The sequence below is a fragment of the Lonsdalea britannica genome, from assembly GCF_002111595.1.
GTDB classification, from domain to species: Bacteria; Pseudomonadota; Gammaproteobacteria; order Enterobacterales; family Enterobacteriaceae; genus Lonsdalea; species Lonsdalea britannica.
This window is the reverse complement of the sequence record NZ_LUTN01000011.1, coordinates 28,915-42,762: the sequence shown is the minus strand read 5'-3', so window position 1 is coordinate 42,762 and position 13,848 is coordinate 28,915. Positions and strand designations below refer to the sequence as shown.

At 53.6% G+C, this 13,848-nt stretch carries 16 protein-coding genes and 1 pseudogene; 14 read left to right on the top strand and 3 right to left on the bottom strand.

Annotated elements, in window-relative coordinates; all coding sequences use genetic code 11:
• Nucleotides 1–28: 28 nt before the first annotated feature.
• From cheR to AU509_RS10615, 7 genes are all read left to right on the top strand, one after another.
• Nucleotides 29–904 carry a protein-glutamate O-methyltransferase CheR gene (cheR, locus tag AU509_RS10645; RefSeq protein WP_085651927.1) on the top strand — a complete coding sequence of 292 codons (876 nt, stop codon included), beginning with the start codon at nt 29–31 and terminating at the stop codon, nt 902–904.
• A complete protein-coding gene (locus AU509_RS10640; protein ID WP_085651926.1) occupies nt 904–1,956 on the top strand; it encodes a protein-glutamate methylesterase/protein-glutamine glutaminase in 1,053 nt (350 codons plus the stop codon). The genes cheR and AU509_RS10640 overlap by 1 nt, the downstream gene beginning before the upstream one ends.
• Nucleotides 1,957–1,993: 37 nt before the next feature.
• Nucleotides 1,994–2,383: a chemotaxis response regulator CheY gene (cheY, locus tag AU509_RS10635; RefSeq protein WP_026741074.1), complete on the top strand. Its 390-nt coding sequence runs from the start codon at nt 1,994–1,996 to the stop codon at nt 2,381–2,383.
• Nucleotides 2,384–2,392: 9 nt separating this feature from the next.
• On the top strand, nt 2,393–3,040 hold the full coding sequence (gene cheZ, locus AU509_RS10630) for a protein phosphatase CheZ (RefSeq protein WP_026741075.1): 648 nt from the start codon (nt 2,393–2,395) through the stop codon (nt 3,038–3,040).
• A 224-nt stretch (nt 3,041–3,264) separates the two neighbouring features.
• Complete coding sequence (gene flhB / locus AU509_RS10625; RefSeq protein ID WP_094118304.1) at nt 3,265–4,416, top strand: flagellar biosynthesis protein FlhB; 1,152 nt, start codon at nt 3,265–3,267, stop codon at nt 4,414–4,416.
• Nucleotides 4,409–6,502, top strand: a complete 2,094-nt coding sequence (gene flhA / locus AU509_RS10620; RefSeq protein ID WP_085651924.1) for a flagellar biosynthesis protein FlhA — start codon at nt 4,409–4,411, stop codon at nt 6,500–6,502. Before flhB ends, flhA begins: the two co-directional genes overlap by 8 nt.
• On the top strand, nt 6,499–6,909 hold the full coding sequence (locus AU509_RS10615; RefSeq protein ID WP_118895023.1) for a flagellar protein FlhE: 411 nt from the start codon (nt 6,499–6,501) through the stop codon (nt 6,907–6,909). Before flhA ends, AU509_RS10615 begins: the two co-directional genes overlap by 4 nt.
• A 22-nt stretch (nt 6,910–6,931) precedes the next feature.
• Here AU509_RS10615 and AU509_RS10610 read toward each other — a convergent pair whose 3' ends face one another.
• The 3 genes from AU509_RS10610 to flgA form a co-directional block, all read right to left on the bottom strand.
• The gene (locus tag AU509_RS10610) at nt 6,932–7,369 is read right to left on the bottom strand and encodes a flagella synthesis protein FlgN (RefSeq protein ID WP_085651922.1); all 438 of its coding nucleotides are present in this window, start codon (nt 7,367–7,369) and stop codon (nt 6,932–6,934) included.
• A 28-nt stretch (nt 7,370–7,397) separates the two neighbouring features.
• On the bottom strand, nt 7,398–7,694 hold the full coding sequence (gene flgM / locus AU509_RS10605; RefSeq protein ID WP_094118303.1) for a flagellar biosynthesis anti-sigma factor FlgM: 297 nt from the start codon (nt 7,692–7,694) through the stop codon (nt 7,398–7,400).
• An 80-nt stretch (nt 7,695–7,774) separates the two neighbouring features.
• Nucleotides 7,775–8,449, bottom strand: coding sequence for a flagellar basal body P-ring formation chaperone FlgA (gene flgA / locus AU509_RS10600; protein WP_162896356.1), 675 nt, complete (start codon nt 8,447–8,449; stop codon nt 7,775–7,777).
• A gap of 205 nt (nt 8,450–8,654) precedes the next feature.
• Between flgA and flgB the strand changes: the two genes are divergently transcribed.
• The 7 genes and pseudogenes from flgB to AU509_RS10565 all read left to right on the top strand — a co-directional run bounded on the left by flgB (nt 8,655) and on the right by AU509_RS10565 (nt 13,848).
• Complete coding sequence (flgB, locus tag AU509_RS10595; protein WP_085653365.1) at nt 8,655–9,068, top strand: flagellar basal body rod protein FlgB; 414 nt, start codon at nt 8,655–8,657, stop codon at nt 9,066–9,068.
• Nucleotides 9,069–9,073: 5 nt separating this feature from the next.
• Nucleotides 9,074–9,478 (top strand): flagellar basal body rod protein FlgC, encoded by a 405-nt coding sequence (gene flgC / locus AU509_RS10590; protein WP_085653366.1) that lies wholly within the window; start codon nt 9,074–9,076, stop codon nt 9,476–9,478.
• Between the two features lie 18 nt (nt 9,479–9,496).
• Complete coding sequence (gene flgD / locus AU509_RS10585) at nt 9,497–10,177, top strand: flagellar hook assembly protein FlgD (protein WP_085653367.1); 681 nt, start codon at nt 9,497–9,499, stop codon at nt 10,175–10,177.
• 81 nt (nt 10,178–10,258) lie between these two features.
• Nucleotides 10,259–11,497, top strand: coding sequence for a flagellar hook protein FlgE (flgE, locus tag AU509_RS10580; RefSeq protein WP_094118302.1), 1,239 nt, complete (start codon nt 10,259–10,261; stop codon nt 11,495–11,497).
• 22 nt (nt 11,498–11,519) lie between these two features.
• Nucleotides 11,520–12,274 (top strand): annotated as a pseudogene (locus tag AU509_RS10575) (flagellar basal body rod protein FlgF).
• 20 nt (nt 12,275–12,294) lie between these two features.
• Nucleotides 12,295–13,077, top strand: a complete 783-nt coding sequence (flgG, locus tag AU509_RS10570; RefSeq protein WP_085653369.1) for a flagellar basal-body rod protein FlgG — start codon at nt 12,295–12,297, stop codon at nt 13,075–13,077.
• 12 nt (nt 13,078–13,089) lie between these two features.
• Nucleotides 13,090–13,848, top strand: a complete 759-nt coding sequence (locus AU509_RS10565; protein ID WP_240503843.1) for a flagellar basal body L-ring protein FlgH — start codon at nt 13,090–13,092, stop codon at nt 13,846–13,848.

Here is a 13,848-nt window from a genome sequence, read left to right as displayed (position 1 = left end):
AACCTATCCATTTTCGGGCAGTTAGACAATGAAAAATACGACATCGCCAAATCATTCGGGATCTGCCTCAATATTGTCGCAGATGGTTGAACGGTTACCGCTCTCTGATACGCACTTCAAACGCATCAGTCAGCTGATATATCAACGCGCCGGTATTGTGCTGGCCGATCACAAGCGAGAAATGGTTTACAACCGCTTGGTTCGGCGTCTGCGATTACTGGGCATAAACGATTTCGGTCAATACCTGGCCCTGTTGGAGTCCGATCCCAATAGCGCCGAATGGCAGGCGTTTACCAACGCATTGACCACCAACCTGACGGCTTTTTTCCGTGAGGCGCATCATTTCCCGATTTTGGCTGAACACGCTCGCAAGCGTCAGGGTAACTACTCCGTCTGGAGTACCGCCGCTTCGACGGGCGAAGAGCCTTATTCGCTAGCAATGACGTTAGCTGAGGTTTTTGGCGACAAGTCACATAATCACTGTCAGGTGATTGCCAGCGATATCGATACTCAGGTGCTGGAAAAAGCGTCTGCCGGCATATATCGGCAGGATGAATTGCGCTCGCTCTCTCCTCAGCAGATGCAGCGTTTCTTCTTACGCGGCACCGGTCCACATAGCGGTCTGGTTCGCGTGCGCCCTGAACTGGCTTCAATGGTTCATTTCCAGCAATTGAATCTCCTGGCGCCGGAGTGGGCTGTTCCCGCGCCGTTTGACGCCATTTTTTGCCGTAACATTATGATTTATTTCGACAAAGAAACTCAGGAACGTATCCTGCGTCGCTTTGTTCCGCTGCTTAAACCCGGCGGATTACTATTTGCTGGTCATTCAGAGAATTTCAGTCAGATCAGTCGGGAATTCTATCTGCGCGGGCAGACTGTCTATGGGCTGGCTAAGGAAAGATAATGAGCAAAATAAAAGTATTGTGCGTTGACGACTCAGCGCTCATGCGTCAAATCATGACCGAGATCATCAATAGTCACCCCGATATGGAAGTGGTGGCGACCGCGCCGGATCCGTTGGTGGCGCGCGATCTGATTAAAAAATTCAATCCACAGGTTCTGACGCTGGATGTTGAAATGCCGCGCATGGACGGATTGGATTTCCTCGAAAAACTGATGCGGCTGCGACCGATGCCGGTTGTCATGGTGTCATCGCTGACGGGCAAGGGATCGGAAATCACGCTGCGAGCGCTGGAACTCGGCGCGATCGATTTTGTGACCAAACCTCAGCTGGGGATTCGCGAAGGCATGCTGGCTTACAGCGAGCTCATCGCGGACAAGATTCGTACGGCGGCCAAGGCGCGTTTGCCGCAACAGAGCCAGAGCACATCAGCGCCGGTAAAAGTGCTCAGCACGCCGTTGTTGAGTAGTGAAAAATTGATCGCCATCGGCGCGTCCACCGGCGGTACAGAGGCCATTCGCCATGTACTCCAGCCGCTGCCGCCGACCAGCCCTGCGGTTATCATCACGCAGCACATGCCGCCGGGCTTCACTAAGTCTTTCGCCGAGCGTCTGAACAAACTGTGTCAGATCACGGTGAAAGAAGCGGAAGACGGAGAGCGTGTTCTGCCGGGCCACGCGTACATTGCGCCGGGGGCTCGTCACATGGAGCTGTCGCGCAGCGGAGCAAACTATCAGGTCAAGTTACATGACGAGGCGCCGGTCAACCGGCATCGTCCTTCCGTGGATGTGTTATTCCGCTCCGTGGCGAAATACGCGGGTCGTAACGCGGTCGGCGTCATTCTGACCGGGATGGGTAACGACGGCGCGATGGGCATGTTGGAAATGCATCAAGCCGGCGCGTACACGATGGCGCAAAATGAGGCCAGCTGTGTAGTTTTCGGTATGCCTCGAGAAGCTATTGCGCTCGGTGGTGTCGACGAAGTGGTGGATTTGCACCAGGTAAGTCAGCGAATGCTGGCTCAAATTTCTGCCGGACAGGCATTACGTATATAGCAGCTCCGAGTGAGCAATAATAACTGTAGGAGTAGGTATGGCTGATAAAGAACTCAGATTTTTAGTGGTAGATGATTTCTCAACGATGCGCCGCATCGTAAGGAATCTGCTAAAAGAGCTGGGCTTTAACAATGTGGAAGAAGCAGAAGACGGTGCTGACGCTCTGAACAAGCTGCGCACTGGTGGTTTTGACTTCGTCATTTCCGACTGGAATATGCCCAATATGGATGGTTTGGAACTGTTGCAAACCATTCGCGCCGACGGCACGCTTTCTAAACTTCCGGTACTGATGGTGACCGCAGAAGCGAAGAAAGAAAACATTATTGCAGCAGCGCAGGCTGGCGCCAGCGGTTATGTGGTTAAACCATTTACTGCGGCTACGCTTGAAGAAAAGCTGGGTAAAATTTTCGAAAAGCTGGGTATGTAAGGAGATGTCATGAATCCACATCCGGTGCCCCCTGTTAACGATAACGCGTCTGCGACCGAGATCATTTCCCGTATCGGCCAGTTGACTCGTATGCTGCGTGATAGCCTGAAAGAGCTGGGCTTGGATCATGCTATTGCCGAAGCGGCGGAAGCAATTCCTGACGCTCGGGATCGTCTTGATTATGTTGTTCAGATGACCGCACAGGCGGCAGAGCGCGCTCTGAGCTGTGTTGAGGCTTCTCAGCCGCGTCAGAATAAGCTGGAAGAAGACGCCAAATCCCTGACGACGCGTTGGGACGAGTGGTTTGAAAACCCGATTGAGTTGGCCGATGCACGTGAGCTGGTAACGGATACCCGCAGTTATCTACAGGAAGTTCCCGAACATACCTCTTTCACCAATGCTCAGTTACTGGAAATCATGATGGCGCAGGACTTCCAGGATCTGACGGGACAGGTCATCAAACGCATGATGGATGTTGTCCAGGAGATCGAGAAACAGCTGCTGATGGTCTTGCTGGAAAACATGCCAGAGAAAAAGGCCGAACCGAAGCGTGCTGACGATGGACTGCTCAACGGTCCTCAAGTCGACAAAACCGCTGCAGGTATTGTCTCAAATCAGGATCAGGTCGACGATCTGCTCGATAGCCTCGGATTCTGATTAGCCCGACCCCTGACAGTCTGTAGATTGGGGGGATATCAGGCAAAGGCATGTGGATTTTTACGGTCGGGCCTTCTCCCGACCGTAAATCCCCCTCCGTATTTGCTTATGCACCAAATAGCCGCCTCTTTTCTTCTTTTTTCCACCCATCAAGTTTTTTCTTATTTGTCATGCTAATCGCGTGTATTTTTCGTTTTGGTCAGTAACAAACAGGAACAGCTAACGTGGCAGACGATAGCGATCTGGAAAAAACAGAGGCCCCCACAGCCCACCGAACGGAAAAAGCCCGCGAGGAAGGTCAAGTTCCTCGATCCCGAGAATTGACATCTATTCTCATGCTCATTATCGGGCTGGGGATATTGTGGATGACCGGTGAAATGATGTATCACCGGCTTGGCACCATGCTAAGCCAGGGGCTGTATTTCAACCACGACATCATTAACGACAACAAACAGATGGGCCGGCATGTTTTTGCGTTGCTGAAGCTGGCCGCGTTGGCATTAGTCCCGATTATGATGGGCATGGTTCTTGTCGCCATTGGTGCGCCGGTTGTGCTGGGTGGATTGGTGTTTAGCACTAAGTCCTTCGAGTTTAGTCTTGAGAAGCTCGATCCGATTGCGGGCCTCAAACGTCTGTTCTCATCACAGATGGTGGCTGAGTTATTCAAAGCCATCATTAAAGCTGTCGTTGTGGGCTTTGTGACGGGCCTGTTTCTCTGGCATAAATGGCCGGAGATTTTGCGGCTGATTTCCGAACCGCTAGTGACGGCACTTGGCGATGCACTTGAGCTGGCAATTTACTGCGGTTTTTTGGTCCTGCTCAGCATGATCCCTATGGTGGCCTTTGACGTCTTCTGGCAGATCTGGAGCCACTTGAAAAAACTGCGTATGAGTAAGCAGGATATTCGGGATGAGTTCAAACAGAACGAAGGCGACCCGCATATCAAGGGGCGTATTCGTCAGATGCAGCGGGCAATAGCCCAGCGACGCATGATGGCTGATGTTCCGAAAGCCGATGTGATTGTGACTAACCCGACGCATTATGCGGTCGCGCTGCAGTACAACGACAAAAAGATGAGCGCACCCAAAGTGTTAGCTAAAGGCGCCGGAGATATCGCGCTGAAGATTCGAGAAATCGGCGCTGAACATCGCGTGCCGACGCTGGAAGCGCCGCCTTTGGCGAGGGCGCTCTATAAGCACGCTGAAATTGGAAAAAGCATCCCTGCCACACTGTATGCGGCCGTTGCCGAAGTGTTGGTCTGGGTTTACCAAATTAAACGTTGGAAACGTGAAGGCGGCCTGACGCCGCAGAAACCAACCCATTTATCTGTGCCAGATTCACTGGACTTCGCAAAAGAGAACACGACTGATGGCTAATCTGGCTTCATTGCTACGCTTGCCAGGCAACTTAAAAGATACGCAGTGGCAGGTTTTGGCAGGACCGATCCTGATTCTGATGATCCTGTCGATGATGGTGCTCCCGCTGCCGCCGTTTATTCTGGACCTGCTGTTTACCTTCAATATCGCGCTTTCCGTCATGGTGCTTCTGGTCGCCATGTTCACCCAGCGTACGCTGGAGTTCGCCGCGTTCCCGACGATTCTGCTGTTTTCCACTTTGTTGCGACTCTCGCTTAACGTTGCTTCTACGCGAATCATTCTTATGGAAGGCCATACGGGGGCCGGGGCGGCAGGGAAGGTCGTCGAAGCCTTTGGCCACTTCCTGGTAGGCGGTAACTTCGCCATCGGTATCGTCGTGTTTATCATCTTGGTCCTGATCAACTTCATGGTTATCACCAAAGGTGCCGGGCGTATCGCGGAAGTGGGCGCACGTTTCGTGCTGGACGGAATGCCAGGTAAACAGATGGCGATTGACGCCGACCTGAATGCTGGACTCATTGGTGAAGCCGAAGCGAAAAAGCGTCGTTCCGAAGTGACGCAGGAAGCCGACTTCTACGGCTCAATGGATGGTGCCAGTAAGTTCGTGCGCGGCGATGCGATCGCCGGATTGATGATCATGGCCATCAACATTATCGGTGGCCTGTTGGTTGGGGTCATTCAGCACAACATGGATCTTGGCCATGCGGCTCAAAGCTATACGTTGTTGACCATCGGTGATGGTCTGGTCGCGCAGATTCCTGCGTTGGTGATCTCCACCGCGGCCGGTGTCATCGTTACCCGCGTCAGCACCGAGCAGGATGTGGGTGAGCAGATGGTGACCCAGCTGTTCAGTAACCCGAAGGTGATGGTGCTGAGCGCCGGCGTTCTCGGCTTGATCGGTCTCGTTCCGGGCATGCCTAACTTCGTCTTCCTGTTGTTTACCGCCATATTGCTCGGTGTCGCCTGGTGGACGCGCGGCAAGGACGAACGAAAAGCGGCGGCGGCGGCGACGGAACCTGCATTGGCGGAGAGCCAGCAGCAGCAAATTGTTGAAGCCAGCTGGGATGACGTTCAGCTGGAAGACCAGTTGGGCCTGGAAGTGGGTTATCGACTGATCCCAATGGTGGACTTTCAACAAAACGGCGAACTGCTCGGACGTATCCGCAGTATTCGTAAAAAATTCGCACAGGAAATTGGCTTCCTGCCGCCTGTCGTTCATATCCGAGATAACCTGGAGCTGCAGCCTGCGGGTTATCGCATTCTGATGAAAGGGGTTGAGATCGGCAGTGGTGAAGCGCATCCGGGCCGCTGGATGGCAATCAACCCCGGCAGCGCTATCGGCAAACTGGCGGGCGACATCACGAAAGATCCTGCATTTGGTCTGCCAGCCGTATGGATTGAAAGCGCGCTGAAAGATCAGGCGCAGGCGCAAGGCTTCACGGTCGTTGAATCCAGTACCGTGGTGGCGACTCACCTCAACCATCTGATTAACGTGTACGCCAGCGACCTGTTCGGCCGTCAGGAAGCGCAGCAGCTAATGGATCGCGTCACGAAAGAGATGCCTAAATTGGCCGATGATTTTATCCCGAATGTCGTCACGCTAACGGTGCTGCATAAAGTGTTGCAGAATCTTCTGGCTGAGCGTGTGTCCATCCGTGACATGTGTACGATTCTGGAAACGTTGTCAGAGCATGCGGCGGTCCAGAAAGACCCGAACGAACTGACCGTGGTGGTGCGCGTGGCATTGGGCCGCGCCATTACTCAGCAGTGGTTCCCGGGTAACGATGATATTCAGGTGATTGGTCTGGAGTCATCGCTGGAGCGCGTATTGTTGCAGGCAATGCAAAACGGCGGCGGTTTGGAGCCGGGGCTGGCCGACAGATTGCTTTCCCAGGCTCAGGATGCGGTTCAGCATCAGGAAGCGCTGGGCGCGCCGCCGGTTCTCTTGGTGACGCATGCGCTTCGTCCGCTGCTGTCCCGATTCCTGCGCCGCAGCCTGCCGCAGCTGGTCGTTCTTTCCAATCAGGAGATTACGGATAGCCGTCAGATTCGCATGACGTCAGTCATTGGTGGGTCAGGGCAGTGAAACGTTTCGCCTTAATGCTGTTATTGGCGGCTGGCATCGCTAGCGCTACCGCCGCCGATACTCAACCCGTATGGGAAGGCGCGAATCTGCTGATTAGTCAGAAGGGGATCGCCAAACGTTCAGTTTTACTTCATTCAAACGGCTCCTTCCCCAAAGGGGCCGTTTTGACGTCGGTCCTTTGGCGCTATGAACTGCTGTCACGTAATTCGACAGGACTGCACGCGTCACTGTGTATTCCAGGGCAGTGTGTTCGTCTGAATGGGCAAAATGGAAGTACGGAGATGTTTGCGGGATTGTCGGCGGAGACGCCGTTCTACCTGGTATTTCATGTCCCAGGCAAAGGCGCTTTGCGCCAGCCTATGCGAGTCACGAAATACCAGCTGATAGTCAACTACACCAAAAAGTAAGGTTACTGGTTCGAATGGCGTCTTAAACGCTGAACTTCCGACCTAGGTGTGAACCCTTGTTTTCGGTCTGTCCATTCGGACCGTAAATGCCCTGACGCTGTTTCTGCTCCAGGAAAGCCAGCGACTGCTGGTTATTTTCAAGGTGTGCGTTCAGCAGCAGACCATTGCGGTGGTTGTATTGGCTTAACTCGCTCGTCAGCTCATGAATCTGAGACCACTGAGCATTCAGCTCCGGCGAGTGGGGGTAGGGAGGTTTAACCGACAACTGCTCATCCAGCGCCAGGCGCTGATTATCAAAATGCTTGAGAATAGACAACTGCTCGTTTTTATTCTCAGTCACCCGGTGCAAAAACGCAGGATTGACCTGGCGTGCGCTTAATTCATCCTGCTCCTGAGAGAGGATATCTTTAAGCGACACCAGGCTATTCAGCATTTGTTCCAGAACTTCATTCATTTGCATGGGTCAACGTTGCCTTTTAATAAACTTATCAGAAAGTTGTCTGAACTTCGCTCAGCAGGGCATCGGCGATTTTACCCACATCGACTTCCAGTTTTCCGTCCTTGATAGCCTGCTTCAGGGTATCGACTTTTTCCATATCGATGTCCTGACTGCTTGGCTGCATCAGGCTGGACTGCGTCTCACTCAGGCTAACCTGCGTCTGGCTGCTCGTGCTCGCTGCGCTGCTTGATGAAGTAGATTTACTTTTTGTGGTGTGAAGTAAATCCGCTTCCGTATTTTGAATTGATTTTACTCCAGATACCGGACGAGTACTATCAATGCTCATGTGGCCTCCCTACTTACAAAAATGATATCGGTATAGTGACTGAATACTTATATCGGACGATCCCGCCCAAGCTTTAACGCTTATTGTACAATTTTTACCAATCCCATTTCAGCCACTATTCCAGTAATAATCTGTCCGGACTCCATTCGTATTCTGACGGCGTCATTAAGCGCGGCGTTATCCATGGCTTTGCCTTCGCTGACAATGCTAAAACCATCCCCAGATACCGTCACTTTCACCGTCTCGCCCATTTTCACCGCCCAGGGATTTCGCAACATGCTGGCGGCAAGGGGTTGCCCTGCGCCAATCATGCGAATGCTTATAGCGCCGACGGCGAGAGCAGGGTCCGCCAGCGGTGGTACGTTCAATGCGTCAAGTCGGCCTCGTTGAAGAGCCACATCTTCTGCCAGGATTTTTTGTTTGGGCGGTATCGGCCGAGTGGCGACAACGTAAGGTGCGGTCACCTGAACATTCGCCTGCAGAAAATGGCGTTGGGTCCCACACATGGCTCGGATGCTGAGGGTGCCCCATATTTTCTTTCTGGAGGGCAGCGACAGCTGTGGCTCAGGACATAATTCAAGCCTTTCGACCGGCGTTTTCACAATAACATTAACTTCAGCCGAGGGGATGTCGAGCTGTCCCTGAATGAACGTCTTAATTTGCGCGGTAATCTGATCGCGATCAGCGGCCGCCGCCGGGGTGAGTGAGATAAGGAAAAAAATCTTACATAAGATTAATTTGCGCCAAAATCCCATCAAATAGTCCCCTGTCCGTTTTATGAAATGAAGTCGATCCGACTGTAGCAGTACACAACATCGCCTGTGCAGTTTACAGAGATGCAGTCTGTGCCAAACGAGAAAATAGCTACTCATTTCCCGTCTATTCCGGCGATAAAGTTGCCGCGCGAAGTTTATCCTGTCTATCGTCACTCTTCTTTAATTACTTTTCCTGAGGGAAAGCATGCTTGACAAATTAGATGCATCGTTCCGCTTCCAGCAGGAGGCGTTGAATTTACGGGCTCAGCGCCAGGAAATCCTTTCTGCGAATATCGCGAATGCGGATACGCCGGGCTACCAGGCTCGGGATATCGACTTTTCCAGCGAGCTGAATAAAGCCCTGAAACAAGGTCGCGCGACCGGTACGACGATGTCGTTAGCCACTACGTCGACCCGTCATATCCCTGCATCTACGACGTCAACGCCTGATTTAGATCTGCTTTATCGCGTACCCGACCAGCCGGCCCTTGACGGGAATACCGTAGATATGGACAGAGAACGGACAAATTTCGCAGACAACAGTCTGCGGTATCAAACGGATCTTACGCTGTTAAACGGCCAAATCAAAAGCATGATGTCAGTGTTACAGGATAAATAACGCGTATGTCGCTAATTAATATCTTCGAAATTTCGGGTTCTGCGCTGACTGCGCAGTCCCAGCGCATGAACGTAAGCGCCAGTAATTTGGCGAATGCGGACAGTGTCACCGGACCAGATGGCGAGCCATACCGCGCCAAGCAAGTGGTTTTCAAAGTGGCTGCTCCAGATGGACAGGCTATCGGCGGCGTGCAGGTTGACGACGTCGTGGAAGATACCTCTCCGGACAAGCTGGTTTATCAACCGGGAAATCCTCTGGCGGATGAACGTGGCTATGTACGTATGCCTAATGTGGATGTTACTGCGGAAATGGTGAACTCCATCTCTGCGTCACGCAGCTATCAGGCAAACGTAGAAGTGCTGAATACGGCCAAGTCGTTGATGCAGAAAACGTTGACATTAGGCCAATAATAACGTGGGAGAGTAGCCATGAGCGTCTCAGTTTCACTTACCGAATCAACAGATACCAGCAAGACCAGCACAACCAGCAGCTCGTCCAGTACGAGCAGCAGTGCGGACCTGCAAAACGAATTTATGACCTTACTGGTTGCGCAGTTGCAGAACCAGGATCCCACCAATCCGATGGACAACAGCCAGCTGACCACGCAGCTTGCGCAGATCAGTACGCTGAGCGGCATCGAGAACATGAACACCACGCTGGGCTCTATTTCCAGCCAGCTGGATACCTCCGAGACGTTGCAAGCCAGTTCTCTGATTGGCAACGGCGTCCTGATTCAGGGCAACAGCATCGTCGTCGGCTCCGACAGCTCCACCACCGCATTTGGTGTTGAACTGGCTAACGCGGCTACGGACGTGAATGTCACCATTAAAGACTCCAGCGGTAATACGGTGAAAACCGTGGATCTCGGTGCTCAAAGCGCCGGCGTGCAGACCTACAGCTGGGATGGCACTAACGACAGCGGCGGCACCGTCGACGCCGGCACCTACACCTACTCGGTGACGGCGACCGGTTCCGATGGCGCCAGCGTGACAGCGACGCCGCTGAAATATGCGCTGGTCTACGGCGTTAACACGGACTCTTCGGAAGCCGTGCTTAACCTCGGCCTGTCAGGCACTGCGTCGCTGAGCGACGTCAAACAAATTATTTGATTGTGAATGGCGCGGCTGACAAGCAGACCAGCCGCCTAAAACAACACACAGCAAACTACTAATTTTTAGGAGCACCTCCAAATGGGTTTTTCACAAGCGGTCAGCGGATTGAATGCTGCCTCCAGTAACCTGGATGTCATCGGTAACAACATCGCCAACTCAGAGACCAAAGGCTTTAAAGGCGCAACCGTCTCTTTCGCCGATATCTTTGCTGATTCTGCTGTCGGTCTGGGCGTTAAAGTCGCCGCCGTTACGCAGAACTTTAACGACGGTACGATCGAAAATACCGACGTCGGCACCGACGTCGCCATTTCCGGTAACGGCTTCTACCGCGTAGCGGACGACGCCGGTTCGGTTTACTACACCCGTAACGGCGAATTCCAGCTGGATGCGGACCGTAACCTGACCACCAAAACCGGCTACTACGTGACGGGTTATGCCGCTACCGGTACGCCGCCGACCATCGCAGCAGGTGCGGAACCGACCACGCTCAACATCTCGGCTGGTTCAATCGCCGCTCAGCAGACGTCGACTTCTACCTATGTTGCTAACTTGAACTCCAGCACCACGGCGCTGGCCGCTGGCACCACGTTCGATGCGACCAATTCCAGCACTTATAGCTGGACCAAGTCCATGACGACCTACGACAGTCTGGGTAACACCCACGTCATGAACCTGTATTTCTCAAAAACGGCTGACAACACTTGGGAAGTGCACGCGCTGGACAGCAGTGATAGCAACGCTACCGCTCAGGATCTTGGCTCGCTGAACTTCAGCACCAGCGGTCAGCTATCTGGAACGACTCTTCCTGGGGCAACAGCAGCCACGGATACGAAGTCTTTCACAATCAACACCAACTCTCTGAATGGTTCTGCCGCCAACGCATTCACTATCGATTTCACTGGCTCCACCCAGCAGAACGCGAGCAGCTCCGAGCTGAGTAAAACGCAGAACGGTTACACCACCGGTAACCTGGTTGAATACGCCATCAACGATGACGGCACCATCAGCGGGACTTACTCCAACGGCCAGAGCCAATTGTTGGGACAGATCGTGCTGGCCACGTTCTCCAACAACCAGGGCCTGAAGTCTGAAGGTGACAACGTGTGGAGTGCGACATCTTCTTCCGGTGAAGCTTCACTGGGTTCTGCGGGTACCGGTCTGTTGGGCTCACTGACGAGCGGCGCGCTGGAGTCATCCAACGTCGATATCGGGGCGGAATTGGTCAGTATGATCGTTGCCCAGCGTAACTATCAGTCCAACGCCCAGACCATCAAAACGCAGGACTCCATCCTGAACACGCTGGTCAACCTGCGTTAATTAAGCCACACAAGGTAACGATATGGATCATGCCATATATACAGCGATGGGCGCTGCTAGCCAGACGATGGAACAGCAGTCGGTCATCGCCAACAACCTGGCCAATGTGTCGACGCCCGGTTTTCGGGCGCAGTTAAATGCCATGCGCGCGGTGCCGGTCGAGGGGCCTACGCTCCCAACCCGTACGCTGGTCGTGGCGTCGACTCCGGGTGCAGATATGTCACAGGGGCCGCTGAACTATACGTCCCGTCCTCTGGACGTGGCGGTGCAGGACGACGGTTGGTTGGCCGTACAGCTCCCCAACGGCGAAGAAGCTTATACCCGCAATGGTGCTATTCAGTTGGATGAAACCGGTCAGCTCACCATTCAGGGCTATCCGGTCGTCGGCGACGATGGTCCGCTGACGGTGCCGGTGCAGTCCACTGTCACCATCGCCGCAGACGGAACGATTTCCGCTTTAGGTGACGGCGATGCGCCGAATACGGTAGGGGCGGCGGGCGCGCTGAAACTGGTCAAGTCCGAACCGAACCAGCTGGTTCGCGGCGATGACGGCCTGTTCCACATTTCGCCGCAGGTCAGCAGCAAGTCGGCAACGCACTGCCGGCGGATGACACAGTGAAAGTGATGCCTGGCGTCCTTGAAGGCAGCAACGTGAACACGACGGAAACGCTGGTTGACATGATCAACAGCGCCCGGCGCTTTGAAATGCAGATGAAAGTGATCACCAACGTCGATCAAAACGCCGAGAGCGCGAACAAGCTGCTGTCTGTTAGTTAATTAATTTTAAGGGTAACACTATGATTCGTTCACTGTGGATTGCAAAAACCGGGCTTGATGCTCAGCAGACCAACATGGATGTCATCTCGAACAACCTCGCTAACGTCAGCACCAACGGCTTTAAGCGTCAGCGCGCGGTTTTCGAAGATCTGCTGTATCAAACGGTTCGCCAGCCGGGGGCTCAGTCTTCTGAACAAACCAATTTGCCCTCTGGTTTGCAGCTGGGTACGGGGGTTCGTCCGGTTTCGACAGAGCGTTTGCACAGCCAGGGTAACCTGGAACAGACGGAAAACACCAAAGACATCGCTGTCAACGGTCAGGGCTTTTTCCAGATCCTGCTTCCTGATGGTACGACCGCCTATACGCGCGACGGTTCTTTTCAGTTGGATGCGAACGGCCAGCTGGTTACCTCTAGTGGTTATCAGGTTCAGCCGGCGATTACGGTGCCTGATACCGCGGTATCCATGACGGTAGCGCGTGACGGTGTAGTGAGCGTGACTGAACAGGGTCAGGCGGCTGCGACGCAGATTGGTCAGTTGACGCTCAGCACGTTTATCAACCCGACCGGCTTGCAGAGCCTGGGTGAAAACCTGTACCAGGAAACGCAGAGCTCCGGCGCGCCGACAGAGTCGACTCCGGGTCAGAACGGCGCAGGCGTGCTTTATCAGGGTTTTGTTGAAACTTCTAACGTCAATGTGGCGGAAGAACTGGTCGATATGATCCAGGTCCAGCGTGCCTACGAAATAAACAGTAAGGCGGTGTCGACTTCCGATGCCATGCTGCAGCGGCTTACGCAAATTTAAGAAAGCACATTTATGGTGTTAATGAGAAAAGAAGTGAACGCACCGCGCACGCGCGGTGTTCGCCTATGCCGCGCCGGGTGGAAAAATGTCGTCGTACCGGCGCTCGTGCTATCGGTATGCGCTTCATTGGCCGGATGCGCCTATTTTCCGCACAAAGAGCTGGTAGAAGGTGAAACGACGGCGCAGCCTGCGCCGCCCAACCTGGTTGCTACCAATGGATCGATCTTTCAGATGGTTCAGCCGATGAACTATGGCTATCAGCCGCTGTTCGAGGACCGTCGTCCCCGCAACGTCGGCGATATCTTGACGATCACCCTGCAGGAGAATGTCAGCGCCAGCAAAAGTTCGAGCGCGAACTCATCCCGTGATGGCTCTGGATCGCTTGGTGTCACTACGGCGCCTCGTCTGTTGCAAGGTCTGTTCGGTAATCAGCGCGCCGACTTCGACGTAGAAGGTAAGAACGACTTCGACGGTTCCGGTGGAGCGACCGCGAAAAACACCTTTACCGGTACGATAACGGTGACGGTGAAAGACGTGTTGAGTAACGGCAACCTGAAGGTGGTGGGCGAGAAACAGATCGCCATCAACCAAGGGGCGGAATATATCCGTTTCTCCGGCATCGTGAATCCGAGAACAATTACCGGGTCGAACTCCGTGGTCTCCACGCAGGTTGCTGACGCCCGAATTGAATACGTCGGTAAAGGCTATATCAATGAAGCCCAGGAAATGGGGTGGTTACAGCGCTTCTTCCTGAACGTTTCACCATTTTAA